Annotated in this window: 21 protein-coding genes; 7 read left to right on the forward strand and 14 right to left on the reverse strand. The window is 68.7% G+C overall.

All coding sequences use genetic code 11. The features are described 5' to 3' along the window. Window positions 1-92: 92 nt before the first annotated feature. Both thiC and RHOFW104R8_RS02300 read left to right on the forward strand, forming a co-directional pair. Entirely contained in the window at window positions 93-1,970 is a 1,878-nt protein-coding gene (thiC, locus tag RHOFW104R8_RS02295; protein WP_068092059.1) for a phosphomethylpyrimidine synthase ThiC, read from the forward strand. A gap of 109 nt (window positions 1,971-2,079) precedes the next feature. Beyond that, window positions 2,080-2,676: a bacterioferritin gene (locus RHOFW104R8_RS02300; RefSeq protein ID WP_068092056.1), complete on the forward strand. Its 597-nt coding sequence runs from the start codon at window positions 2,080-2,082 to the stop codon at window positions 2,674-2,676. Between the two features lie 15 nt (window positions 2,677-2,691). Here RHOFW104R8_RS02300 and RHOFW104R8_RS02305 read toward each other — a convergent pair whose 3' ends face one another. The 7 genes from RHOFW104R8_RS02305 to RHOFW104R8_RS02335 all read right to left on the reverse strand — a co-directional run bounded on the left by RHOFW104R8_RS02305 (window position 2,692) and on the right by RHOFW104R8_RS02335 (window position 12,069). Continuing rightward, entirely contained in the window at window positions 2,692-3,708 is a 1,017-nt protein-coding gene (locus RHOFW104R8_RS02305) for a zinc-binding alcohol dehydrogenase family protein (RefSeq protein WP_068092052.1), read from the reverse strand. A gap of 309 nt (window positions 3,709-4,017) precedes the next feature. Beyond that, a complete protein-coding gene (gene ppa, locus RHOFW104R8_RS02310; protein ID WP_068092049.1) occupies window positions 4,018-4,557 on the reverse strand; it encodes an inorganic diphosphatase in 540 nt (179 codons plus the stop codon). A gap of 96 nt (window positions 4,558-4,653) precedes the next feature. Then, a complete protein-coding gene (locus tag RHOFW104R8_RS02315) occupies window positions 4,654-5,508 on the reverse strand; it encodes a 2OG-Fe(II) oxygenase (protein ID WP_068092046.1) in 855 nt (284 codons plus the stop codon). 225 nt (window positions 5,509-5,733) lie between these two features. Then, complete coding sequence (locus RHOFW104R8_RS02320; RefSeq protein WP_068092043.1) at window positions 5,734-7,872, reverse strand: prolyl oligopeptidase family protein; 2,139 nt, start codon at window positions 7,870-7,872, stop codon at window positions 5,734-5,736. 170 nt (window positions 7,873-8,042) lie between these two features. Continuing rightward, window positions 8,043-10,070, reverse strand: coding sequence for a sodium-translocating pyrophosphatase (locus RHOFW104R8_RS02325; protein ID WP_068092040.1), 2,028 nt, complete (start codon window positions 10,068-10,070; stop codon window positions 8,043-8,045). A gap of 170 nt (window positions 10,071-10,240) precedes the next feature. Continuing rightward, complete coding sequence (locus RHOFW104R8_RS02330; protein ID WP_068092037.1) at window positions 10,241-10,633, reverse strand: RcnB family protein; 393 nt, start codon at window positions 10,631-10,633, stop codon at window positions 10,241-10,243. 158 nt (window positions 10,634-10,791) lie between these two features. Then, window positions 10,792-12,069 (reverse strand): 6-phosphofructokinase, encoded by a 1,278-nt coding sequence (locus tag RHOFW104R8_RS02335; RefSeq protein ID WP_068092321.1) that lies wholly within the window; start codon window positions 12,067-12,069, stop codon window positions 10,792-10,794. Between the two features lie 189 nt (window positions 12,070-12,258). Here RHOFW104R8_RS02335 and RHOFW104R8_RS02340 point away from each other — a divergent pair, with 189 nt between their 5' ends. Continuing rightward, window positions 12,259-12,843: an adenylate kinase gene (locus RHOFW104R8_RS02340; RefSeq protein WP_068092034.1), complete on the forward strand. Its 585-nt coding sequence runs from the start codon at window positions 12,259-12,261 to the stop codon at window positions 12,841-12,843. A gap of 66 nt (window positions 12,844-12,909) precedes the next feature. Here RHOFW104R8_RS02340 and RHOFW104R8_RS02345 read toward each other — a convergent pair whose 3' ends face one another. Continuing rightward, window positions 12,910-13,155 carry a hypothetical protein gene (locus RHOFW104R8_RS02345; protein ID WP_068092030.1) on the reverse strand — a complete coding sequence of 82 codons (246 nt, stop codon included), beginning with the start codon at window positions 13,153-13,155 and terminating at the stop codon, window positions 12,910-12,912. Window positions 13,156-13,274: 119 nt separating this feature from the next. Here RHOFW104R8_RS02345 and mpl point away from each other — a divergent pair, with 119 nt between their 5' ends. From mpl to RHOFW104R8_RS02365, 4 genes are all read left to right on the forward strand, one after another. Then, complete coding sequence (mpl, locus tag RHOFW104R8_RS02350; protein ID WP_068092027.1) at window positions 13,275-14,711, forward strand: UDP-N-acetylmuramate:L-alanyl-gamma-D-glutamyl-meso-diaminopimelate ligase; 1,437 nt, start codon at window positions 13,275-13,277, stop codon at window positions 14,709-14,711. 46 nt (window positions 14,712-14,757) lie between these two features. Beyond that, window positions 14,758-15,366 (forward strand): LON peptidase substrate-binding domain-containing protein, encoded by a 609-nt coding sequence (locus RHOFW104R8_RS02355; protein WP_068092024.1) that lies wholly within the window; start codon window positions 14,758-14,760, stop codon window positions 15,364-15,366. A 49-nt stretch (window positions 15,367-15,415) separates the two neighbouring features. After that, window positions 15,416-16,234, forward strand: coding sequence for an NAD(P)-dependent oxidoreductase (locus RHOFW104R8_RS02360; protein ID WP_068092021.1), 819 nt, complete (start codon window positions 15,416-15,418; stop codon window positions 16,232-16,234). Between the two features lie 276 nt (window positions 16,235-16,510). Continuing rightward, window positions 16,511-17,860 carry a sigma-54-dependent Fis family transcriptional regulator gene (locus RHOFW104R8_RS02365; protein ID WP_235604240.1) on the forward strand — a complete coding sequence of 450 codons (1,350 nt, stop codon included), beginning with the start codon at window positions 16,511-16,513 and terminating at the stop codon, window positions 17,858-17,860. Between the two features lie 42 nt (window positions 17,861-17,902). Here RHOFW104R8_RS02365 and RHOFW104R8_RS02370 read toward each other — a convergent pair whose 3' ends face one another. The 6 genes from RHOFW104R8_RS02370 to RHOFW104R8_RS02395 all read right to left on the reverse strand — a co-directional run bounded on the left by RHOFW104R8_RS02370 (window position 17,903) and on the right by RHOFW104R8_RS02395 (window position 23,543). Beyond that, on the reverse strand, window positions 17,903-19,246 hold the full coding sequence (locus RHOFW104R8_RS02370; RefSeq protein ID WP_068092015.1) for a transporter: 1,344 nt from the start codon (window positions 19,244-19,246) through the stop codon (window positions 17,903-17,905). A 64-nt stretch (window positions 19,247-19,310) separates the two neighbouring features. Next, window positions 19,311-20,093 (reverse strand): hypothetical protein, encoded by a 783-nt coding sequence (locus tag RHOFW104R8_RS02375; RefSeq protein ID WP_068092012.1) that lies wholly within the window; start codon window positions 20,091-20,093, stop codon window positions 19,311-19,313. A gap of 10 nt (window positions 20,094-20,103) precedes the next feature. Continuing rightward, a complete protein-coding gene (locus RHOFW104R8_RS02380) occupies window positions 20,104-20,805 on the reverse strand; it encodes a C39 family peptidase (protein ID WP_082823494.1) in 702 nt (233 codons plus the stop codon). 141 nt (window positions 20,806-20,946) lie between these two features. Next, window positions 20,947-22,359 carry a hypothetical protein gene (locus RHOFW104R8_RS02385; RefSeq protein ID WP_068092011.1) on the reverse strand — a complete coding sequence of 471 codons (1,413 nt, stop codon included), beginning with the start codon at window positions 22,357-22,359 and terminating at the stop codon, window positions 20,947-20,949. A 31-nt stretch (window positions 22,360-22,390) separates the two neighbouring features. Next, window positions 22,391-23,023, reverse strand: a complete 633-nt coding sequence (locus RHOFW104R8_RS02390) for a hypothetical protein (RefSeq protein WP_068092009.1) — start codon at window positions 23,021-23,023, stop codon at window positions 22,391-22,393. 7 nt (window positions 23,024-23,030) lie between these two features. Next, window positions 23,031-23,543 (reverse strand): hypothetical protein, encoded by a 513-nt coding sequence (locus RHOFW104R8_RS02395; protein ID WP_068092006.1) that lies wholly within the window; start codon window positions 23,541-23,543, stop codon window positions 23,031-23,033. Window positions 23,544-23,824: the final 281 nt, after the last annotated feature.

Raw genomic sequence — 23,824 nt, forward strand, 5'->3', positions numbered from 1 at the left:
CGAATTCCTCGCAAGGACCTGCACGTCCTTGCGCGGACCCTCAACAAAGCGCGTCCCCGCAGGGGACGCAGGTGAATGCCGGAGCCATGCCGATGAATGCCCAGCCCTTCGACCTTGCGCGCGCCGCGCAGGAACTTTCCGAGTCCGTCGTGCGGCCGATCCCCGGTTCGCGCAAGATCCACGTGCCGGGCAGCCGGCCCGACCTGCGCGTGCCGCTGCGCGAAATCGGCCAGGCCGACACGCCGGCGATGTTCGGCGTGGAGAAGAATCCGCCGATCACCCTCTACGACACGTCCGGCCCGTATACCGACCCCAACCATCGTGTCGACCTGGTCGCCGGTCTGCCGCCGCTGCGCGCCGCGTGGATCGCCGAACGCGGCGACAGCGAAGTGCTGGGTGGCCGCAGTTCCGAATTCGGCCGCCGCCACGCCGCCGCGCCGGAACTGGCGGCGATCCGCTTCCCGCGGCTGCCCGTGCCGCGCCGCGCCAAGGCCGGCGCCAACGTCACCCAGATGCACTATGCGCGCCGCGGCATCGTGACGCCGGAGATGGAATACATCGCGATCCGCGAGAACCAGCGTGTCGAGGCGCTGGGCGACAGCGCGCTGCGCATGCAGCATCCCGGGCAATCCTTCGGCGCCTCGCTGCCGAGGCTGATCACGCCGGAATTCGTGCGCGACGAGGTGGCGCGCGGCCGCGCCATCATCCCGGCCAACATCAACCACCCGGAAAGCGAGCCGATGATCATCGGCCGCAACTTCCTCACCAAGATCAACGCGAACATCGGCAATAGCGCGGTGACTTCCTCGATCGCCGAGGAGGTCGAGAAGATGGTGTGGTCGATCCGCTGGGGCGGCGACACGGTGATGGATCTCTCCACCGGCAAGCACATCCACGAGACGCGCGAATGGATCCTGCGCAACGCGCCGGTGCCGATCGGCACGGTGCCGATCTACCAGGCGCTGGAGAAGGTCGGCGGCGTGGCCGAGGAACTCAGCTGGGAGCTGTTCCGCGACACGCTGCTTGAGCAGGCCGAGCAAGGAGTCGACTACTTCACCATCCACGCCGGCGTCTTGCTGCGCTTCGTGCCGCTCACCGCCAAGCGCGTCACCGGCATCGTCTCGCGCGGCGGCTCGATCATGGCCAAGTGGTGCCTGGCGCACCACAAGGAGAATTTCCTCTACACGCACTTCGAGGACATCTGCGAGATCATGAAGGCGTACGACGTGTCCTTCAGCCTCGGCGACGGCCTGCGCCCGGGTTGCATCGCGGATGCCAACGACGCCGCGCAGTTCGGCGAGCTGGACACGCTGGGCGAGCTGACGCAACTCGCGTGGAAGCACGACGTGCAGACCATGATCGAAGGCCCCGGCCACGTGCCGATGCAGCTGATCAAGGAGAACATGGACCGCCAGTTGGAGAAGTGCGGCGAGGCGCCGTTCTACACGCTGGGCCCGCTCACCACCGACATCGCGCCGGGCTACGACCACATCACCAGCGCGATCGGCGCGGCGATGATCGGCTGGTTCGGCACCGCGATGCTCTGCTACGTGACGCCGAAGGAACATCTCGGCCTGCCGAACAAGCAGGACGTGCGCGACGGCATCATCGCCTACAAGATCGCCGCGCACGCGGCGGACCTGGCCAAGGGCCATCCCGGCGCGCAGGTGCGCGACAACGCGCTCAGCAAGGCGCGCTTCGAGTTCCGCTGGGACGATCAGTTCAACCTCGGCCTCGATCCGGAGAAGGCGCAGGAGTTCCACGACGAGACGCTGCCGAAGGACGCGCACAAGAGCGCGCACTTCTGCTCGATGTGCGGCCCCAAGTTCTGCTCGATGAAGATCACCCAGGACGTGCGCGACTACGCCGCCGAACATGGCGTGGAGGCGTTCGCGGCGATCGACGAGGGCATGGCGGAGAAGGCGGCCGAGTTCCGCGCGCAGGGCGCCGAGGTCTATCGCCGCACCTGAGCGGGCGCGTGAAGCGGCGTTGCCGGCGAAGCCGGGTGAAGCCTTCTTCACCTGGCTTTTTCGCGTGCCTGCCTAGGCTGGAAAACCATGCCGTCCAGAGGAGCCAGCCATGGCCAAGAGCAAGCCGTTCGTCAGCGACATCGAGAACATCCGCAAACGCGCGCGCAAGGACATCGACAAGGGCGCGATGACGGCGGGCTACAGCGCCGACCGCGCCACCGTGGTCAAGCTGCTCAACCATGCATTGGCGACCGAGATCGTCTGCGTGCTGCGCTACAAGTACCACTACTACATGGCTTCGGGCATCAACTCGCAGGCGATCAAGGGCGAGTTCCTGCAGCACGCGAACGAGGAGCAGGGCCACGCCGACCTGATTGCCGAGCGGATCACCCAGCTCGACGGCAAGCCGAACCTGTCGCCGGAAGGCCTGCTCAGCCGCAGCCATGCCGACTATGCGGAAGGCGACGACCTGGTCGACATGATCAAGGAGGATCTGGTGGCCGAACGCATCGCGATCGACAGCTACCGCGAGATGATCGACTACATCGGCAGCGACGATCCCACCACCCGCCGCATGCTGGAGGGCATCCTGGCGATGGAGGAGGAGCACGCCGAGGACATGAACACGCTGCTGGAACAGCTCGGCAAGAAGGGCGAGCCGGCCAAGCCGTCGCCCGCCAGGAAAGCCGTGGGCAAGCGCGGCTGATCGTGCGGCGGCGCCTCACCAGCCGGCCAGCACCAGCTTGCCGATCGTGCGGCCCGATTCCAGCCGGCGGTGCGCCTCGCGCAGGTTCGCCGCATTGATCGGCGCCAGCGTTTCGGTGCGCGTGCCGCGCAGCTCGCCGGCGTCGATCAGGCCGGCGACCCGTTCGAGGATGCGGCCCTGCTCGGCCATGTCGGCGGTGCGGAAGCGCGGCCGCGCGAACATGAACTCCCAGTGGATGCCGATGCACTTGGCCTTGTACGGGTCGCCGATCTTCAGCGCGCCGGCGGGCTCCACGATCAGGCCGACGTGACCCTGCGGCGCCAGCAGCCGGCCGATCGCCTCCCAGTAGTGGTCGGTGTCGGCGAGGTTGAGCACTGCGTCGACCTGGCCGAAACCCAGCGCCTCCAGTTGCGGCGCCAGCGCGTGGCGATGGTCGACCACGTGGTGCGCGCCCATCGTGCGGCACCAGTCGATGGTCTCGACGCGCGAGGCGGTGGCGATCACCGTGAAGCCCGCGCGCCGCGCCAGCTGGATCGCGATCGAGCCCACCCCGCCGGCGCCGCCGATCACCAGCAGCGACCTGCCTTCGCCGCCGTGTTCGCTGTCGAACGGCATGCGCTGGAACAGCAGCTCCCACGCGGTCACCGCGGTCAGCGGCAACGCCGCCGCCTCGGCCAGGTCCAGCGACCGCGGCGCATGGCCAACCAGGCGTGCGTCGACCAGCTGGAACTGCGCGTTGCTGCCGGGGCGGGTGACGTCGCCGGCGTAATACACGCGATCGCCGGGCCGGAAACCGCCGGCCGAGTCGCCGACCGCATCGACCACGCCGGCGGCATCGTAGCCGAGCACCTTCGGCTGCGCCTCGACCTGCGGCTTGGGCGAGCGGATCTTGGTGTCGACCGGATTCACCGACACCGCCTCCACGCGCACCAGCAGGTCGTGTGCGCCGGGCACCGGCTGCGGCAGTTCGACGTCGAACAGCGACTGCGGGTCGTCGATCGGCAGGTAGCGGGTGAGGGCGACGGCTTTCATGGGGCATCTCCGGCAGCAGGCTGGGAAGGGGCCTGCGCGGACAGCGGAGTGCGCCCGGCGAATGGCCCGTTCCCATGGAACAACAAGGATACGGCGGCGACCCGCCCGCCGCCGAGATCCGGCCCGCGGCACCGAGGTGCCGGTGGCCCGGCACACGCAGCGGGTGGAGGGCGCGGGCATAGTCTGGACATGTCCGACGCCCCGCGCCTGGCCCGGGCGCGGTTGTCCGAAACGGACAAACCCCGCCGAAGCGGGGTTGGTGCAGTGCTGCAACCAGGTGCCGCGCGCGGGGCCCGCGCCGCGGCGGGCTCAGCCGCTGATGGCGTCCTGGTAGCGTTGGAAGCCGGCCAGGATCTCGGCCTTAGCCTCCTCGGCGCCGACCCAGCCCTCCACCTTCACCCACTTGCCCTTCTCCAGGTCCTTGTAGTGCTCGAAGAAGTGGCCGATGCGCTCCAGCCAGTGCGGCGAGACGCCCTTCATGTCGTTGATGTGCGCGTAGCCGGGGAACACCTTGGGTGAGGGGATCACCACCAGCTTCTCGTCGCTGCCGGCCTCATCGGTCATCTTCAGCATGCCAACCGGATGGCAGCGGATCACCGAGCCGACGGCCAGCGGCAGCGGCAGGATCACCACCGCGTCCAGCGGGTCGCCGTCGCCGCCCAACGTGCGCGGCACGTAGCCGTAGTTGCACGGGTAGCGCATCGGGGTGGACAGGATGCGGTCCACGAAGATCGCGCCGCTTTCCTTCTCCACCTCGTACTTGACCGGCTCGGCATCCTTGGGGATTTCGATGATGACGTTGATTTCTTCCGGCACGTTGCGGCCGGCGGAGACGAGGTGCAGACCCATGGACTGTCCTTGGCGATGAAGGGGGAAAAGAAGGCTGGCAAGGATACGCCAAACGCTGCTGCGATGCAGCAGCGAGGGGATCGGCGGCGCCGGCGGTCAGGCTTTCCCGGGCTTCTTGTAGGGCCGCTCGCGCAGCCATTTGGTGGCAATCCACTTCTCGCCTTGAAGCACTGGCAGGCCGGCGTGCAGCGAGCTGCGGTCGCCGCCTTCATAGGCGAAATAGACGGCCGTACCACGCCGTGCGGTGACGGTGAGGCCGAGCCCGGGGAACGCCGTGCCGCCGCCCTGCGTGGGCGTGTTCAGGTACATCACCACGCTGGCGATGCGCTGCCCGCCGACGGCGGTGATCGCCTCGTAGCCGGGCTGTTCCGGGTCGAACCAGTCGAAGTGCGGCTCGTATTCCTGGCCCGGCAGGTAGTGCAGGATCTGCAGCCCTTCGCCGTGGCTCGCCGGCACGCCGAGCAGGGCGGCCAGGCGCTTCTCGATGCGGCCGACCAGCGGCACTTCGTTCGGGGCGAAGAACATGCCCTCGCTGGTGCGCCGCCGGTCCACCTGGTGGCGGCCCTCGCTGTCGACGGTGAGCGCGCGCTGCAGCCGTGGTCGCGCCAGTTCGATCAGTTCGTCGCATTCCTGCCCGCTGAGGAGATTCTCCAGCACCCGCAACGCTGGCGCATTGACGCTGAGCGAGACGCCGACGCTGTGCCCGTCGATGCAGACTTCGGGCGCCTCGGGGTGTTTCGTGCGCAGCCCCTGTGTGGACCCCCTGGTGGCGCTGGCGTGCAGTGCCGCCAGCGGCAGCTTCAGCACCTCGGCGACGATGCTGCGGCTCTGCCGCGGGTCGTAGCCGTTCTCCCGCATCAGCCGCAGCACGTCCGGCACACCATGCCCGGCTCGGGTCGTGGTGAGGATCCATTCGCGCAGTTCGGGGCTGATCGTGGTGCGTGGGTGCATGGCGATGGAGGATGGGTGACGGATCATGAAAGCTTACTTTAGAGCCTGTTCAAAGCCCCAGGATGCCCCGCAACCCTTCGGGCTGGGTCTGTTTTCCGCATGCCCGCAAACAGCTCCCTGCGCGGGGTATCCGGGGACTTTGAACAGGCTCTCAGACCACCCCTCCATACGACGCGAGCCGGCATGCACCGGCTCGCGAGTGCCGCGTGGAAGCGACGGATCGTCCTACTTCAACTGGTCCCACAGGAAGTCGTAGGCCATCGCGTGCATGTGGGCAGACTGCTGGTTGTCCGCGCCGGCGCCGTGGCCGCCTTCGAGGTTCTCGTAAAACCACACGTTCTTGTGGCCTTGCGCCTGCATCCGCGCGGCCATCTTGCGTGCCTGCACCGGACCTACGCGGTCGTCGCTGGTGGCGGTGTAGAACAGCACCGGTGGGTAGTGCGCGTCCTTCATCACGTTCTGGTACGGCGAGAAGGTCTTGATGAAGTTCCAGTCGGCGCTGTCCGGATTGCCGTATTCGGCCATCCACGAGGCGCCGGCGGACAGGTGGATGTAGCGCTTCATGTCCAGCAGCGGCACTTCGCAGGCGATCGCGCCGAACAGCTGCGGGTACATCGTGAGCATGTTGCCCATCAGCAGGCCGCCGTTGCTGCCGCCCTCGGCGCCGAGGTGCTTCGCCGAGGTGACGCCGCGCCGGACCAGGTCCTCGGCTACCGCGGCGAAGTCCTCGTAGGCACGCGGGCGGTTCGCCTTCAGCGCGGCCTGGTGCCACTGCGGGCCGTATTCGCCGCCGCCGCGGATGTTGGCGATCACGTAGACGCCGCCGCGATCGAGCCAGGCGCGGCCGACGCTGCCGCTGTACTGCGGCGGCAGCGAGACTTCGAAGCCGCCGTAGCCATACAGCAAGGTGCGGTTGGAGCCATCGAGCCTGATGCCCTTCGGGGCGATCTCGAAGTACGGCACGCGGGTGCCGTCCTTCGACTTCACGAAATGCTGGCTGACCGCGAACTTCGCGGCATCGAAGAACGCCGGCGCCTGCTTGACCGTCCCGGCCGCCGCGCTGCCCAGCACGCCGCGCTGCAGCGACGAGGGGGCGAGGAAGCCGGTGACGTCGAGCCAGTATTCGTCGCCGTGGTCGGGATCGGTGTCGACCACGCGGATCGTGCTCATCGCCGGCGCGCCCGGCATCGCCTCGCGCTTCCAGCTGCCATCGGGCGTGGCCATCTGCGGCGGGGTCAGCACTTCCAGCCGGCTCTTGACGTCGTCCATCAGGTTGAGGATCAGGTGGCCCTTCGTCCAGGCGTACGAGTCCAGCGAGGTATGCGCGTCCGGTGCGAACAGCACGGCGAACCGGCGCTTGCCGGCCATGAAATCATCGAACTTCGCCGCCAGCAGCGCGCCGGCCGGATAGCGGTCGCCGCCGACCGTCCACGGCGAGCGCGTCTGCACCAGCAGCCATTCGCGATGGGCGTCGGCGTTCGCATCGGTCGGCACCTCGACGCGCCTCAGCTGGTTGCCGATGCGCTGGTACAGCTCGCTGTGGAAGAAGTCCTTGGCGACGGAGACGAAGTCGCGCTCGTAGCCCGGTGTGCGGTCGTGCGACGCGCCGACCGCGAGGTCGGTCGGCTTGCCCTCGTACACGGTGGCTGCCGCTGCCAACGGCGTGCCGCGCTTCCATTCCTTGGCGATGCGCGGGTAGCTCGACTCGGTCATCGAGCCGGGGCCGAAGTCGGTGCCGACATAGATGGCGTTTTCGTCGATCCAGCCCACCTGGCTCTTCGCCACCGGCAGCTCGAAACCGCCTTTCACGAACGCCTTGTGCGGGATGCTGAACTCGCGCACGGCCACCGCGTCGCCGCCGTCCGGCGACAGCGAGACCAGGCAGTGCTCGAACGCCGGCTTCAGGCACTGCACGCCTTTGAACACCCAGCGCTTGTCCTCGGCCTTGTTCAGCGCGTCGATGTCCAGCAGCAGCTCCCACGCCGGCTCGGCCTTGCGGTACTCGGCCAGCGTGGTGCGCCGCCAGATGCCGCGCGGGTGCGCCTTGTCGCGCCAGAAGTTGTACAGGTGGCCGCCCATGCGGTTGACGTAGGGAATGCGCGCCTCCGAATCGAGCACCTCGAGGATGCCGTCGCGGGTGCGCGCGAACTCGGCGTTGTCGACGAACTGTTTCGCGGTCGCCGCGTTCTGCTGCTTCACCCAGTCCAGCGCGCGCGCGCTGCGGATGTCCTCCAGCCACAGGAACGGGTCGTCGCCGGCCGGCGCGGCCTCGGGCGTGGAACGGGGTGTCGTGTCGCGGGCGTGGGTGTCGTTCATGCCCGCCAGTGTGACGCCGAGTGCCAGCATCAGCCAGACCGATTTCATCGTGTGTTCCCCTGTGCGCGAGTGGACGTGATGGATGGGGCGGGCACGGCCCGCCGTCCGCCGAGCGTAACGCTGCGGGCGCGGGGTCGCCCGTGGCTAAAGTCAGGCGCGCGGGCCGGAAACGAAGATCCCGCCACGCGGGCGGGATCTTCGTGAGCACGGACGCGGGCTTACAGCAGCGGAACCAGCAGCAGTGCCACGATGTTGATGATCTTGATCAGCGGGTTCACCGCGGGGCCGGCGGTGTCCTTGTACGGGTCGCCCACGGTGTCGCCGGTGACCGCAGCCTTGTGCGCCTCGGAACCCTTGCCGCCGTGGTGGCCGTCCTCGATGTATTTCTTCGCGTTGTCCCAGGCGCCGCCGCCGGTGGTCATCGAGATCGCCACGAACAGGCCGGTGACGATGGTGCCGATCAGCACGCCGCCGAGCGCCTTCGGCCCCAGCAGCAGGCCGACCACGATCGGCACGGCAACCGGCAGCAGCGACGGCGCGATCATCTCGCGGATCGCCGAGCGGGTCAGCATGTCCACCGCGCGCGAATACTCCGGCTTGGCGGTGCCCTGCATGATGCCGGGGATGTCGCGGAACTGCCGGCGCACTTCCTCCACCACCGCGCCGGCGGCGCGGCCCACGGCTTCCATCGCCATCGCGCCGAACAGGTAGGGGACCAGGCCGCCGATCAGCAGGCCGATGATCACCATGTGGTCGGACAGGTCGAAGGTGAACACCTCGCCCGGGTGCGCGGCCTGCAGGTTGTGCGTGTAGTCGGCGAACAGCACCAGCGCGGCCAGTGCGGCCGAGCCGATCGCATAGCCCTTGGTCACCGCCTTGGTGGTGTTGCCCACCGCGTCGAGCGGGTCGGTGACGCCGCGCACTTCCGGCGGCAGGTCGGCCATCTCGGCGATGCCGCCGGCGTTGTCGGTGATCGGGCCGTAGGCGTCCAGCGCCACGATCATGCCGGCCATCGACAGCATCGCGGTGGCGGCGATCGCGATGCCGTACAGGCCACCGAGACCATAGGCGCCCCAGATCGCCGCGCAGATCACCACCACCGGCATCGCGGTGGATTTCATCGACACGCCCAGGCCGGCGATGATGTTGGTGCCGTGGCCGGTGGTGGACGCCGCGGCGATGTGCTGCACCGGGCTGTACTGCGTGCCGGTGTAGAACTCGGTGATCCACACGATCGCGCCGGTCAGCGCCAGGCCGATCAGCGAGCACACCCACAGGTTCATCGCGCCGTGGCCGAAGCCGGGCATCAGCTGCATGGTGATCGGAAGGAACGCGGCGCCGGCGAGCACCGCCGAGACGAACACGCCCTTGTACAGCGCGCCCATGATCGAGCCGTCTTCCTTCGCCTTGACGAACAGCGTGCCGACGATCGAGGCGATGATCGACACGCCGCCCAGCAGCAGCGGGTACAGCACCGCGTTGGGGCCCACCTCGCCGACCATCAGCCCGCCCAGCAGCATGGTGGCGATCACCGTCACCGCGTAGGTCTCGAACAGGTCGGCCGCCATGCCGGCGCAGTCGCCCACGTTGTCGCCCACGTTGTCGGCGATCACCGCCGGGTTGCGCGGGTCGTCCTCGGGGATGCCAGCCTCGACCTTGCCGACCAGGTCGGCGCCGACGTCGGCGCCCTTGGTGAAGATGCCGCCGCCCAGGCGCGCGAAGATCGAGATCAGCGAGCTGCCGAACGCCAGGCCGACCAGCGCGTGCAGCGCTGTCTCGCCGCCGATGCCGATGCGCTCGAGTATCAGCCAGTAGCCGGCCACACCGAGCAGGGCCAGCCCCACCACCAGCATGCCGGTGATCGCGCCGCCGCGGAACGCCACGTCCATCGCCGCGCGCAGGCCGCGCCGTGCCGCCTCCGCGGTACGCACGTTGGCGCGCACCGATACGTTCATGCCGATGTAGCCGGCCGCGCCGGACAGGACCGCGCCGATCAGGAAGCCGACTGCGGTCGCCCAGGTGAGGAAGAAGCCGATCAGCAGCAACAGCACCACGCCGACCAGGCCGATGGTGGTGTATTGGCGATTGAGGTAGGCGCGTGCGCCTTCCTGGATGGCCGCGGCAATTTCCTGCATCCGCTCGTTGCCCGGCGACTGCGCCAGAATCCAGCGCGCGGAGAACGCGCCATACAGAATCGCCACCACCGCACATGCAACGACGATCCACCAGCCATACTGCTGCAGCATCGGAGCCTCCCCATGGGTTGTATGTGGCCGTCCGGAACGGGCGGTCCCCTCCCCGGGAGTATAGGCAGACGTGGCGGCGCAAGCCGTTGTGCGGCGCAGCGCCGCGGCCCACAACGGAAAAAGGGCCATGCACGCATGCATGGCCCCGGCCGGTTCATGCCGCGGCGGACTCAGCGCAGCGCGACGTCCAGGATGATGCCGGTGGCGATCGCGACCAGCAGGTAGTCGTTGTTGGCGCGCACCCAGTGGTAGCCGCGCGGCGGCGGGCGCAGGCGGTAATGGCCGTAGTCGTGCACCACGTAGGTCGGGCCGTAGTAGTGATGGCCGCGTTGCCAGCGAGGATGGTGGCCAAGGCGCGGATACTCGTTGCCATGGCCGTAACGGCGGTCGTCGTAGCGGCGATCGTATCGGCGGTGGTCGCCGTGGCGGCCGTCATGACGATGGTCGGCGTAGCCATGGCCCTGGCCGCGGCGGCCGCGATCGTGATCGCCCTGGTCGGCCAGCGCGAGGCTGCCGGTGGCGAGCAGGGCAAGTGCAATGAGCAGGCGGCTGAAGAGTTTCATCTCAGGGCTCCTCCGTGGGTGTCGTGGCCGCAACGGCGCGGCGATCGACCCGGGCAGGAGGGATCGTAAGAACATGCGGCTGAACGCAAGCCGATGCGGCCACCCCGGTTTTCAGGCGGCGCTCGGCACGGTGAAACGCGTCACGCCATCGCTGCGGTTCAGCGCCGGAATGGGGCCAGACACTTCGCCACGGCCGCGTTTTTCAGCCGCACGTAGCGCGGCAGGCCGTCCTTGCCGTAGGGCAGCGGCGCCTCGCCGCGGATCAGCGGCGCCAGGTAGCGGCGTGTCGCCGCGGTGATGCCGAAGCCGTCGCGGCTGATGAAGCCCTTCGGCATCTTCTTCTCGCGGTTGGCGATCTTCGCCAGCGGGGCCGGTTCGATCTTCCAGCGGTACGGCGCATCGGCGGTGCGCACGATCACCGGCATCACGGCGTTCATCCCGGCCAGCGCGTAGTCGACCGCGGCGCGGCCCACCGCCCAGGCCTGCTCGGCATCGACCTGCGAGGCGGCATGCCGCGCCGAGCGCTGCAGGTAGTCGGGCAGCGCCCAGTGGTACTTGTAGCCGAGCTTTTCCTTCACCAGCGCCGCCAGCACCGGCGCCACGCCGCCGAGTTGGGCGTGCCCGAACGCATCGCGTGTGCCGGCTTCGGCGAGGAACTGGCCGGCCGCATTGCGCACGCCTTCGGAGGCGACCACGGTGCACCAGCCCACTCGCTCGACGGTGGCTTTCACTTTCGCCAGGAACGCCGCCTCGTCGAACGCGTTCTCGGGGAACAGGATGATGTGCGGTGGCGCGTCCGCGCCTTCACCGGCCAGGCCGGCGGCCGCGGCGATCCAGCCGGCATGGCGGCCCATCACCTCGAGGATGAACACCTTGGTCGAGGTCTCGGCCATCGAAGCCACGTCGAGGCTGGCCTCCAGGGTGGAGATCGCGGTGTATTTCGCCACCGAGCCGAAGCCGGGGCAGCAGTCGGTGACGGCGAGGTCGTTGTCCACCGTCTTCGGCACGCCGATGCAGCGGATGTCGTAGCCAAGCGCCTTGCCCAGCTGCGAGATCTTCAGCGCGGTGTCGGCCGAGTCGTTGCCGCCGTTGTAGAGGAACCAGCGGATGTCGTGGGCGCGGAACACCTCGATCAGCCGCTCGTACTCGGCGCGGTTCTCCTCCAGCGACTTCAGCTTGTAGCGGCACGAGCCGAACGCGCCGCCGGGGGTGTGGCGAAGCGCGGCAATCGCGGCGGCCGGTTCCTTCGAGGTGTCGATCAGCTCCTCGCGCAGCGCGCCGAGGATGCCGTTGCGCGCGGCGTACACCTTCACGCCCTTGCCGCGGGCGGCCTCGATCACGCCGGCGGCGGTGGCGTTGATCACCGCGGTGACGCCGCCGGACTGGGCGTACAGCAGGTTGCCGGTGAGGGCGGGCGAACGGCGGCTCGGGCTCATGGGATCCTCCATCGGGCAGGGGAAGCGTGGCGGCGATGTCGATAAATCTTTTCTGCAACAAGCACTTGGTTGGGTGCGACGAAGGTCTCTGTTTGACGACATCCGGTGCAGCGGCTAATTTGACGTACAACTCTGTGCATCGGGCGGGTTGCTGCAGCGTGCGGCGGCCCGTCGAACTTGTGGAGCATTATGCGACTCGTCCTACTTGGTGCGCCCGGCTCGGGCAAAGGTACGCAGGCGACCCGGCTGAAGACGGCGCTGGGTGTTCCACACATCTCGACCGGCGACATGCTGCGCGCCGCGGTGGCCGCCGGCACCGCGATGGGGCTCAAGGCCAAGGCGGTGATGGACGCCGGCCAGCTGGTTTCCGACGACATCCTGCTCGGCATGCTGGAAGAGCGCCTCGCCCAGGCCGACGCGAAGGCCGGCTTCATCCTCGACGGCTACCCGCGCAACCTGGCCCAGGCCGACGCGCTCGACCACCTGCTGGCCAGGCTCGGCCAACCGCTGGATGCGGTGGTGAAGCTGGAGGTGCCGAACGAGGTGATCATCGGCCGCTGCGAGATCCGCTACGCCGCCGAGCATCGCAAGGACGACGACCCGGCCGTGGTGCGCGACCGCCTCAAGGTTTATGCCGAACAGACCGCGCCCGTGGCGGATTTCTACGCCAGGCGCGGCAAGTTGCAGGTGGTGGACGGCGTGGGCGGGCTGGACGAGGTCACCGCGCGGGTGAAGCGCGCGCTCAAGGCCGAGTCGGCCGCCGCGAACGGCTGAGCCCCCGGTCTTGCCCGCCAGCGCGTCGGCTTACCGGGAGCGGCGGAGGGCTGCGGTCGCGGCGGTTCATCCGCAGTCGAGCATCGGATCGGCGACGGCGCCTGCCGCCACGGCGAGTATCAGGGCGCCCAGGCCAAGCAGAAGCAGCAGGCCCAGCCAGAACGAGAACGGCTGCTCCGAACGATCGACCAGCTTTCCGCGTACCGTGTATTGGCCATGGCGCACGACGAACGCGACGTACAGGATCAGCGCGGCGCCGATGGCGCCGAGCAGCATGCGCACGCCGTGCATGCGCGAGACGCAGTCGTCCATGGTCAAGGTTGTTCCCCCGGGCGGCATGCCGACGTGGATGCGCCGATGATCGCCATGCTACAGGCGACATGCGCACGACGCCCCGTGACCCATTCCCCATCGCGACGGAACCCATCCACGTGAAGCTCCACATCCTCGGCATCTGCGGCACCTTCATGGGCGGCGTGGCCGCGCTGGCGCGCGAGCTGGGGCTGGCGGTGGAGGGTTCCGACGCCAACGTCTATCCGCCGATGAGCACCCAGCTCGAGGCGCTCGGCATCGCCCTGATGAGCGGCTACACCGCCGGGCACCTGCAACCGGCGCCCGACCTGGTGGTGGTGGGCAACGCGATGACGCGCGGCAATCCGGCCGTCGAGTACATGCTCGATGCGCGCCTGCGCTACACCTCCGGCCCGCAGTGGCTGGGCGAGGCGGTGCTGGCCGGGCGCGACGTGCTGGCGGTGGCCGGTACCCACGGCAAGACCACCACCACCAGCCTGCTGGCGCACCTGCTGGAAAGCGCCGGCATGGCACCCGGCTTCCTGATCGGCGGCGTGCCGGGAAATTTCGGCGTCTCCGCCAGGTTGGGGGGGAAGAAACGGGGTCAGAGTCAGTTTTCCGTACGGCACGGTGAAAACCAGGCAGCGCAGAAAACTGACTCTGACCCCGTTTCTGCGCCATTCGTTATTGAAGCGGACGAGTACGACACCGCGTTCTTCGACAAGCGCTCGAAGTTCGTGCACTACCGTCCGCGCATCGCGATCCTCAACAACCTCGAATACGACCACGCGGACATCTTTCCCGACGTGGCCGCGATCCAGCGCCAGTTCCACCACCTGGTGCGCACCGTGCCGGGCAACGGCCGGCTGATCGTCAACGCGCACGACCAGCGGCTCGCCGAGGTGCTGGCGATGGGCTGTTGGACGCCGGTGGAAACCTTCGGCATCGGCCGCGGCGACTGGCAGGCCACGCTGGTCGAGGCGGACGGCTCGGCGTTCACCGTGCACCGCGCCGGCGAGCGAATCGGCGAAGTGCGCTGGTCGCTGCTCGGCCACCACAGCGTGATGAACGCGCTGGCCGCGCTCGCCGCGGCGGCGGCCGCCAGCGCCGATCCGCAAGCCTTGCTGCCCGCGTTCGCCACGTTCGAAAGCGTGAAGCGGCGGATGGAACTGGTCGGCGAGGTGAACGGCGTGCGCGTGTACGACGACTTCGCCCATCACCCCACCGCGATCGCCACCACCCTGGCCGGTCTCCGCGCGAAGGTCGGCGCGGCGCGCATCCTGGTGGCACTGGAGCCGCGCTCCAACTCGATGCGCCAGGGCGCGCACGCCGAGGCGCTGGCGCCCTCGCTGGCCGACGCCGATGCGGTGGTGTTCCTGCATCGGGCGGAACTGCCGTGGGATGCTCATCGGGTCACCGATGCCCTCGGTTGTCGCGGGAGCACGGCACCCACGGTCGATGCGCTGATCGCCGCACTGCGTGCGCAGGCACGAGCGGGCGACCAGGTGATCTTCATGTCCAACGGCGGTTTCGAGGCGGCGCCGCGCCGTTTCGTGGAGAGCCTGCGGCAGGCCTGAGCCGGCCGCGGCAGACCGGGACACCGGCTCTGGGTACACTCGTCGCATGGTTGCCTTGTCCCAGTCGCCGCTCGTCGAGATGCCGCTGTTTCCGCTGGCCTCCGTGCTGTTTCCCGGCGGCCGGCTGCAGCTGCGCATCTTCGAGCCGCGCTATCTCGACCTGGTGCGCGAATGCACGCGCCACGGCACCGGCTTCGGCGTGTGCCTGATCCTGCAGGGCCAGGAAGTGGGCGGCCCGGCCGTGCCGGCGGCGATCGGCACGATCGCGCGGATCAGCGATTTCCATCGCGATGACGACGGCCTGCTCGGCATCGTCGCCGAAGGCGGTTCGCGTTTTCGCGTGGCGCGCAGCCGGGCGCGTTCCGACGGCCTGCTGCGCGGCGACGTGGAGATCTGGCCGGACGAGCCGGAGCAGCCGGTGCCGGTGGAGTTCGCCTTGCTGCAGACCATCCTGGAGCGGCTGATCGAGACGATGGCGCCGCAATGGCGCGCAGCGCCGCGCAGCGCCTACGACGATGCCAGCTGGCTGGGTTTCCGGCTGGCCGAGCTGCTGCCGCTGGATCCCGGCGAACAGCAGCGCATGCTCGAACTGGATGATCCGGTGCAGCGGCTGGCCGAGTTGCGCGACATCCTGCCGCGTTTCCAGAAGCCGTGAACCGGCGGCGGGTTCTACACTAGATCGCATTTCCGATGGAGCGACGCGCATGGCCGACCTTGCCGGCAAGACCTTGTTCATCAGCGGTGCCTCGCGCGGCATCGGCCTGGCGATCGCGCTGCGTGCCGCGCGCGACGGCGCCAACATCGTGATCGCGGCCAAGAGCGGCGTGCCGAACCCGAAGCTGCCCGGCACCATCCACACCGCGGCGGCGGCGGTCGAGGCGGCCGGCGGCAAGGCGCTGGCACTGCAGGTGGACATCCGCGAGGAGGCCCAGGTGGCGGCCGCCGCGGCGCAGGCGGCCGACTGTTTCGGCGGCATCGACATCGTCGTCAACAACGCCAGCGCGATCTGGCTGGCCGGCACCGAAGGCACGCCGATGAAGCGCTTCGACCTGATGCAGCAGGTCAACACCCGTGGCACCTTCCTGGTCACCCAGGCCTGCCTGCCGTACCTGAAAAAGGCGGCCAATCCGCACGTGCTGATGCTGTCGCCGCCGCCCAGCCTCGATCCGAAATGGTTCGCGCCGCATACCGCCTACACCATCGCCAAGATGGGTATGAGCCTGTGCGTGCTGGGCATGAGCCCGGAGTTCGCGCCGCTGGGCATCGCGGTGAACGCGCTGTGGCCGCGCACGGTGATCGCCACCGCGGCGATCGGCATGATCGATGGCGTGAAGGCCGAGCACTGCCGCAAGCCGGAGATCGTGGGCGATGCCGCCCACGCCATCCTGACCCGCCCGGCGCGCGGCTACACCGGCCATTTCGCCATCGACGAGGAGATCCTGCGCGAGGCCGGCGTAGACGATTTCGAGCGCTATGCCGTGCAGCCGGGCGCGCCGCTGCTGCCGGACCTGTTTCTGGGTTGAACGGCGACGGCGCAAATCCCTGCGATCGCACCGACCGCCCGCTGCACGCCGTAAGGCACGCCCGATGCACGGACGAGCAGCGGCGACCATCGTCTGCCTCTTCACATATCCGTGTTGTGTTACGCGTATATTCCGTGGCCTCCATCACACTTTTGCAGTGTTTGGAGCGCAGGATGCGGCGACCGTAGTCGCGGGACCGGCCAAACGCCCAAGTGCGCCGCCTCCCCGACTTGCATCGGCTTGGGGCAGGGGGCCAGCGCGATGATCAGCAGACAGATGCCCAGACGTTGCGTGGTCTGGTTCGGCAACCCGGCCGATGACGAGTGCGCGGCGCTGATCGAGGCGGGGTGGCTGGTCCGGGTCGGCGATGCGCAGCTACATGGTGGCGTCGGCATGCGCCGCGACGACATCGTGGTAGCGCTGGCGGACCTGCGCCACAGCGACGCGGAAACGGTGCAGGCGATGGATCGGCTGATGGCCGACTATCCGTGGCTGCCTTGGCTTGCCCTGGTTTCCCGGCACACCGCGGCGGACACGCCCGAGACGGAGCGCATCCTGCGGGCCAGCACGGCCTTCCTCACCGTGCCGTTCGAGTGCAAGTGCCTGCTCGGCGTGCTGGCGAAGATCGCCGATGGCGGGGTGCAGCCGGTGGACGGTACCGACGCCACGGGCATTCCGGGGGCATACAGCGCGGCGATGCGCGTCATGGTGGCCAGCCTGCGAAAGTACGCGCCGGTCGAGCTGCCGGTGCTGATCACCGGCGAAACCGGCAGCGGCAAGGAAGTGGCGGCCCGTGCGCTGCACAGCCTGTCCGCGCGCCGTGAGCGGCCGTTCGCGGCGATCAACTGCGGCGCGCTGCCGCCGAACCTGGTGCAGTCCGAGCTGTTCGGCCACGAACGCGGAGCCTTCACCGGGGCGAACGCGCGGCGCATCGGACACTTCGAGGCCGCCGCCGGCGGCATCGTGTTCCTGGACGAGGTGGGCGACCTGCCGCCGGACGCCCAGACCAGCCTGCTGCGGCTGCTGCAGGAGGGCACGCTGGTGCGCGTGGGCTCGACCCAGCTGGTGCGGCTGGACGTGCGCGTGTTGGCCGCCACCCATGTTGACCTGGAGGCCGCTGTCGCGCAGGGGCGTTTCCGCGAGGATTTGTACTACCGGCTCAACGTGCTGCGCCTGCACATGCCGGCGTTGCGCGAGCGCGAGGGCGACGTCGAGTGGCTCGCGCAGCATTTCCTCGATGCGTTCCGCGCGCGGCATCCCTGCCGCGCCCGCGAGTTCGACAGCGATGCGCGGCGGGTGATGCGCACGTTCGCCTGGCCCGGCAACGTGCGCGAGTTGCTCAACCGGGTGCAGCGCGCCGCGGTGATGGCCGAGGGCAACCTGATCGGCGCCGCCGACCTGGATCTGGAAACGGCGCCGACGGCATCCGGCGCCCGCGCCAGCCTCGACCTGACCCGCGTGTCGGCCGAGCGCGAGGCGGTGCTGAACTGCCTGCGCCAGAGTCGCTACAACATCAGCGAATGCGCACGCCGGCTCGACGTGTCGCGCGTCACCGTGTACCGCCTGTGCCGGAAGCTCGGGTTGGAACTGGAGCATCTGCGCGACCATGCGTCACCACAGCAATGAACGACCGGCGGCGGACGCGACACGGCGCGGCCGGTCGGCGACTCAGAACATGTAGGGCACCTTGAAGGTGATGCTGTAGTCGGGTGCATCCGGCGTCAGCCCGGCACCCAGCATCGCCACGAGCGTGGTGTGCTCGCTCAGCGCGTAGGTCACGCCCATGTTGAAGGTGGCGGCGTTGGCGTCGCTGCCGATGATCTTGGCCCACGGCGCACCGTGGTACTTCAGCGAGGCCCGGCCGTTGATCTTGTCGCTGAACGACAGGCTGAGGCTGGTGCGTTCGTTGAACGCGAAGGCCACGCCGGCACCGAAGTAATAGGCATCGCCCAGCTTCACGGTGCCCGGGGTGCGCGTCTGCGGATCGGTATCGACGTCGCCGAAGTGGCGAGGGAACGAGTGGATGTAGCCCACGTTGGCGAACACGATCGCCGGATCCATCGTCTTGATCACCGAGACGCCGAGGTTGCCCTGCCAGACGCCGTTGCCGGTCGGCTGCCTGGAAGGCACGGCGAAGCGGATGTACTTGTCGTTGTCGCGCTCCAGCACCTTCCAGTCGATGCCGTAGGGCGATCGCCCGGTCGGCGCGGTGACGCCCAGGGTGAGCACGGTGTCCGGACGCGTGGCGGTTTCCGCGAACAGCCTGTAGTTCGCGCTGAGGGTGACGTCGCCCAGGCCGGAGCCGTGCGTGTCCTCTTCGGCGATCGCCGCGGCCGAACCACCGGCGCCGCCCTTCTGGTAGGACGTGCGGCGGCCAAGGTAGGGCACGTCAAGGTTCAGCGTGAGCCGTGGGCTGACGCCGTAGCGCGCTGCCAGGTCGTAGGTCAGCGTGTCGGACTTCACGTTCTGGATGGCGATGTTGCCGAGGAAGATCGCGTCCAGGGCGAGGAAGCCGTTCAGGGTGAGTTGCCGGCGGTCGTAGTGGTTGTAGCTGAGGCCGTTCTCGATGGTGAGCCGGCGATCGAAGGTGGCGTGTTCCTGCAGCAGGGCATCCTGCAGACTGCGCGACTTCTCCGTCTGCTGCGCCTGCTGGGCCTTCTGCGCTTCGGCCAGCGTGCCGGCGTGGCTTTCGGCGCCACCGGCCGGGGCGGTCGGCGCCTGCTGCGCGGCCACCTGCGCCGGCGTCTCCGCCCGCGTGGCGGGCAGGGGCGCATTGGTGGTCTTGCCGGTCAGCCGCGCCTGCAGCGCCTGCACCTGCACATCGAGTTCGCGCAACCGGCGCACCTCCTGCGCGTAGCTGCTCTTGAGCGCCTGCAACTGGGCCATCAGCGCCTTCATGTCGGCCTGGTCCTGCCCGCTGGGCGATGGCTGGTCGGCGTGGCCCCGGGCGGCGGCGGTAGCGCTGCCGAGCAGGACGATGGCCAGTACGGCGGCTAGTGTGGTCTTTTGCATGATCGGACTCCCCTGCGTTCGAGGCGGCACCGGGCGGTGGCGCCGCCATCCTGAAGACGATGTCTCAAGGACCGCCGATGCCGCGGGCGAGGTTGATGGCCTGCGCCACGCTCTGGCTCAGCTGCATGTTGCTGGCGAGCGACTGGCGGATCAGGTCGATCTGCATCAGGTTGCTCGCCGTCTGGTTGTCGGCGGCCAGCTGCACGCTCTGGCCGAGGCTGCCGTTGCGGATCCACTGCTGCACCGAGCCGAGGCCGGCGATGCCGAGCTGCACCCTGGCATCGCGGCCGTCGAAGCCGGCGCTGGCGCTGGCGTCGCCGCTGTTGATGGCGGCGGTACCCTGCGTCTGGCCGGCCACGCCGGACAACGTGCCGCCGTCGCGCACGTTCAGCCGCACCACGTTGCTGGCGAGGTTGCCGTCGCCGGCCACCTGCACGCTCTGCACCACGCCGTTGACGTTGGCCAGGCCGCTGCCGTCGACGCTGCGCGTCGCGTTGATCACGGGCATCGGGATGACGGCGTCGGGGCGGCTGATGCTGACGCTGGGCTGGAAGCTCACCTGCGGCACCGGGCGATTGCCGCTGAAATCCATGTTGACGGCCAGCGTGCCCTGCAGCACCTGGCCGCTGCCGGTCTGCCAGGTCGAGACCATCTGCACGCCGAACCAGACCACCGCGTTGCTGCCGATCGTGTAGCGGCCGCGCAGGGTGTTGAGCTCGGGATCGGGGATGTCGTGCAGGCCCCTGCCGGGTCGGCTGGTCGGGGCGCTCTGCGGCGTGGTCGCGTGCAGCGGTACCGCGGCACCGGCCAGCGCGATCAAGGCAATGGAAAGCGGAAGGAGTTTCATGGCGTTCCCTCTAGAACAGGTCGGCATGGGTAAAGCCGAAGTCGAGCAGCTCGGCATCGGTGATCGGGCCCTGTCGCGCAAACAGCTCGCGCGCGCTGGGCTTCCGTGTGGGCTGCAGCAGGGCGGTGTTGCGGTCGAAGTCGTTGCCGATCACCACGAAGACCGCGTGCGAGGGCCAGGTCTTGATGAAGTCGGCCAGTGCCATCTGGCGGTTGCCAAGCATCGGGTCGGCCAGTTCCGCCACGCCGCCGCGCACTTGCTTCAGCACCACGAAGTGGCGGAAACCGCGCACGTCCATCAGCACCAGGCCCGGCACGCGCAGCGTATGCAGGCGTGCCTCGTCGACGCGGTAGCCGCGGCCGCGCATGCCCAGCGACTCGACGTAGTGCTTGATGTCGAGCATCGAAAAGCCGCGCTGCCTGACCAGATCCTGGTCGGCCACGCCCATCATTCCCTGGATGACTTGGGTCTCGTCCACGTCCAGGTGGTAGGCGTAGCGCAGGATCGTGGCCAGTGCGGCGGCGCCGCAGCTGTAGTCGGTGTGCTGGCGCACCATGTTGAGGTAGCGGCCCTCCTGCATGCTCAGGACCGGAGCGTGGTAGAGCACGCCGTTCGGCAGCACACCGCCGAATCGCACGTCGGCGGCGTGGGTCCTGCAACTGCCCGCCGCGCACAGGCCCGCGAGCAGGGTCATGACAAAGATGTTGCGCATCGTCCGTTCCGGAGAGGTGGTTCCGTGGCGAAGGAAGTCCCCCCGGCCCGCAGGGGACGGGCCGGGGGGGTTCCATTGGTGCCCGGCTACAGGGTGTCGCCGGGTTACCGCCCTCGTTCGCCGCTTGCGCGGCGTTTTGCATCAGTGCTCGGTGCCGCCGCCGCCCGTCGATGGCGGTGTGGCGGTCGGCTGCGCCACCGCCAGCGCCAGGCTGTTGGCCTGCAGGTTGCCGGTGCCGGCAGCGATGTTCACACCGATGTTGCCCGAGGCGTTCTCGAACGCGTTGCCGGACAGGGTGGCGGTATTGGTGGCGTCCTTGATCACGTAACGCGTGGTCACCACCGAGCCGCTCAGGCTGGCGAACAGATCGCTGAAGGACAGCTCCTCGAAGCCCAGCCTGCCGGACTCGTTCGAGTGCGTGGTGCCGCTCTCGCTCCCCTTGCTGTGACTGTCGGTATCGAACGCCAGGCCGCCGATCGGCTGGCCGAGCGAGTCATTCCCGCGATACGGGTTCTTTACGGCGCCCTGGTCCTCGCCGTCCAGGTCGAAGTGGCCGGTCTGCGGACCCGGGCCCGGGTGAGTGGCGCCGGGCCAGATGTCCGGATAGATGTTGTTGGCCTGGTAGGCATTGCCGCGGCTGTCGGACGAGGTGGTGCCCGAGTAGGTGCCGTTCGAGCTGCCGCTGTAACTGCCAAAGCCGAAGCCGAACGACTCGCCGGTCACGGGGCCGCGCAGGGTGACCCGGGTGGTGTCGTTGAAGCGCTCGACCGTGCCGGCGTTGTGCACCGTGTTCCCGCTGGAGGTCTGGTTCGAGCTGATGCTCGACTGTGCGTAGTCGGTCTTGGCCACCGAGGCGGCGAGCGCGTTCTTCTGCTCGTTGTTGTTGCCCGAGGTGACGTTGACGCCGATGTTGCCGGCGGCACCCTTGAAGGCGTCGCCGCCAATGCCCGCAGCGTTGGTCACGCCCGTGTTCCAGGTCGCGTTGTCGCTGCCGTCCTGGCGCACGAACACTTCGGCGTCGGCCATGCCGAACGAGAAGCTGGCGTCGGCGGCGGACAGCGACGCGGCGTTGTCCTGGGTGTTGTTGTCGCCGGCGGCCACGTTCATGCCGATGTTGCCACTGGCCTTGGAGGCCACTTCGTCGCCGATCGAGCTGGTGTTGTTCAGCTTGTCGTTGGTGCCGCTGTTGTCGGAGACGGACTGGCGGTTGTCGATCACCGCGATCGCGGCCGAATCGGTCTTGATGTTGCCGCTGACGGTCGGGTCACCGGTGATTTTCACGTCCGTGCTCAGCGCGAGCTTCTTCTTGAGAGCCACGTCGACGCTGTGGTCGTTCTCCTCCTTGCGCACGTTGACGTTGACGTTCTTGTTGACGTTGACGTTGACATCGACGTTCTTGTCGATGTCGGTGTTCTTGGTGACGTCGATCTCGTACTTGTAGGTTCCCGGCTTGGGGGGGAGATGGTCGTCATCGTCGTGGGCGTAGGCCATCGAGGTGGCGAAAAGCGTCGCCACGGCCATGGCAAGCATCGTCCGTTTCATGTTCGCGTTCATGGGTGTCCTCTCGTTCCAGCTTGGGTGGTGGTTACCGCGGCGTGGACGACACGGACAACAACAGCTGGTTGCCCGTGGCGTTGCCAGAACCCGCGGCCTGATTGAGTTGCACCACGCCCTGGTAGCCCCGCATCGCCGACGACTCGACGCTCACGCTGCGCGTGCCGCCGCCGGATGACGGGGTATTCCCGGGGTGCTGCCCCCCTGCCGACGCGGAAACGGCGGTGGACAGGGCGTCATCCGTCGCTTCGCGTATGCCTTGTGCGGTCAGCGCGGCGGCAACGGCGTTGAGCTGCGCGTTGCTGCTGCCACTGGCCTGGTTGATCGAGGCAAGTCCATTGCCGTCCGCCAGCGCCTGCCCGCCGATGCCGGCACTGGCCGCCAGCGGGCGGTCGCCGCGGTTGTCGAGTTGCAGTTGCAGACTGTGGATACTGACGCTGCCGCCACTGGCGAAGGCGCGCAGGTTGGCTTGCTGGTTGAGATCGCCGGCGGCCATGTTCACCGCGATGGCGCCGCTGGCTCCGCGTAGCGCGTTGCCGTCGATGCGGGTGTTGGCGAGATAGCCGAGCATGACGGCGTAGTCGTCGTCGCCGGCATGAGCCGGTGTACCGGGCCATGCCGTGGCCAGCAGGCATGCGACGAGCAGGAGGGCGAGGCGGATCATGGTCGGTTCAATGACCGGTGGGCGCCGGCATCGCGGCGGGCAGTTGCGACAGCGCGCCGCGCACCTGGTCGCCGATGCCGCGGGTAGTGTCGCCTACCGCGCCGAGCGGTCCGGCCATCGCGTTGCCGATGCCGAGGCCGGCGGTAGTGCCGTTGCTGCCGTTGCCGCCGCCCAAGGTGCCGCCGAGTGCGTTGCCGACCATCTGCTGGACCACGGTGCCGTGGCCGCCGTGCTGCGGGGAGCCCGCGTCGAGGCCGGCGAAGTCCGCGTCGCTGAGTTCGTCAGCGCCGAGCGCACGGGCGAGCTCGCGGCGCGGCGAGGGGTCGACCATCAGCGCCATGCCCGGCGGGGCTGGGCGATAGGCCGGCCGCGTGTTGACATTGCGCAGCAGCACCATGTCGCCTGGCTTGGCCTGCACGGCCAGATGGGCGTCGGCGGCGCACGCCGCCGACGACAGCAGCGACGCACCCAGCACCAGCAAAAGGCCGTCGATGAGTCGTTCGTGGTGGCTCGGACGCATGGGTGTTCCCCGTCGGTTCCCCATGGACCGTGAGCAATCCGCGTGCCACGTCGGGGAAAGGCCGTGGTGGCGCGCTTTGCGCTCTTCGGCATGGGGTCGGCGACGGGGCATGGCGTGTCATGCCGGATACAGCGCGGCATGGCGGCGGCCGCCCGATGCGCGCGAGACGCGGCCTGGCGCGGCCCGATGGCGGCATGTAACGGCGGCGATACAGCCCGTGCATCGGTGTTACATCGCTTCGGATTGTGTGTGGATGCAGCATGGCTCTACGATGTGCGTCT

This window comes from Rhodanobacter sp. FW104-R8, assembly GCF_001617365.1.
GTDB lineage: Bacteria > Pseudomonadota > Gammaproteobacteria > Xanthomonadales > Rhodanobacteraceae > Rhodanobacter.

Coding starts and splice junctions, on each gene's coding strand:
- RHOFW104R8_RS02375 (WP_068092012.1), bottom strand. CDS start 20,093: ATGAAACTCCTTCCGCTTTCCATTGCCTTGATCGCGCTGGCCGGTGCC.
- RHOFW104R8_RS02395 (WP_068092006.1), bottom strand. CDS start 23,543: ATGCGTCCGAGCCACCACGAACGACTCATCGACGGCCTTTTGCTGGTG.
- RHOFW104R8_RS02300 (WP_068092056.1), top strand. CDS start 2,080: ATGGCCAAGAGCAAGCCGTTCGTCAGCGACATCGAGAACATCCGCAAA.
- RHOFW104R8_RS02360 (WP_068092021.1), top strand. CDS start 15,416: ATGGCCGACCTTGCCGGCAAGACCTTGTTCATCAGCGGTGCCTCGCGC.
- RHOFW104R8_RS02305 (WP_068092052.1), bottom strand. CDS start 3,708: ATGAAAGCCGTCGCCCTCACCCGCTACCTGCCGATCGACGACCCGCAG.
- RHOFW104R8_RS02325 (WP_068092040.1), bottom strand. CDS start 10,070: ATGCTGCAGCAGTATGGCTGGTGGATCGTCGTTGCATGTGCGGTGGTG.
- RHOFW104R8_RS02340 (WP_068092034.1), top strand. CDS start 12,259: ATGCGACTCGTCCTACTTGGTGCGCCCGGCTCGGGCAAAGGTACGCAG.
- RHOFW104R8_RS02370 (WP_068092015.1), bottom strand. CDS start 19,246: ATGCAAAAGACCACACTAGCCGCCGTACTGGCCATCGTCCTGCTCGGC.
- RHOFW104R8_RS02335 (WP_068092321.1), bottom strand. CDS start 12,069: ATGAGCCCGAGCCGCCGTTCGCCCGCCCTCACCGGCAACCTGCTGTAC.
- thiC (WP_068092059.1), top strand. CDS start 93: ATGAATGCCCAGCCCTTCGACCTTGCGCGCGCCGCGCAGGAACTTTCC.
- RHOFW104R8_RS02345 (WP_068092030.1), bottom strand. CDS start 13,155: ATGGACGACTGCGTCTCGCGCATGCACGGCGTGCGCATGCTGCTCGGC.
- RHOFW104R8_RS02365 (WP_235604240.1), top strand. CDS start 16,511: ATGCCCAGACGTTGCGTGGTCTGGTTCGGCAACCCGGCCGATGACGAG.
- RHOFW104R8_RS02315 (WP_068092046.1), bottom strand. CDS start 5,508: ATGCACCCACGCACCACGATCAGCCCCGAACTGCGCGAATGGATCCTC.
- ppa (WP_068092049.1), bottom strand. CDS start 4,557: ATGGGTCTGCACCTCGTCTCCGCCGGCCGCAACGTGCCGGAAGAAATC.
- RHOFW104R8_RS02390 (WP_068092009.1), bottom strand. CDS start 23,023: ATGATCCGCCTCGCCCTCCTGCTCGTCGCATGCCTGCTGGCCACGGCA.
- RHOFW104R8_RS02380 (WP_082823494.1), bottom strand. CDS start 20,805: ATGCGCAACATCTTTGTCATGACCCTGCTCGCGGGCCTGTGCGCGGCG.
- RHOFW104R8_RS02385 (WP_068092011.1), bottom strand. CDS start 22,359: ATGAACGCGAACATGAAACGGACGATGCTTGCCATGGCCGTGGCGACG.
- RHOFW104R8_RS02355 (WP_068092024.1), top strand. CDS start 14,758: ATGGTTGCCTTGTCCCAGTCGCCGCTCGTCGAGATGCCGCTGTTTCCG.
- RHOFW104R8_RS02320 (WP_068092043.1), bottom strand. CDS start 7,872: ATGAAATCGGTCTGGCTGATGCTGGCACTCGGCGTCACACTGGCGGGC.
- RHOFW104R8_RS02330 (WP_068092037.1), bottom strand. CDS start 10,633: ATGAAACTCTTCAGCCGCCTGCTCATTGCACTTGCCCTGCTCGCCACC.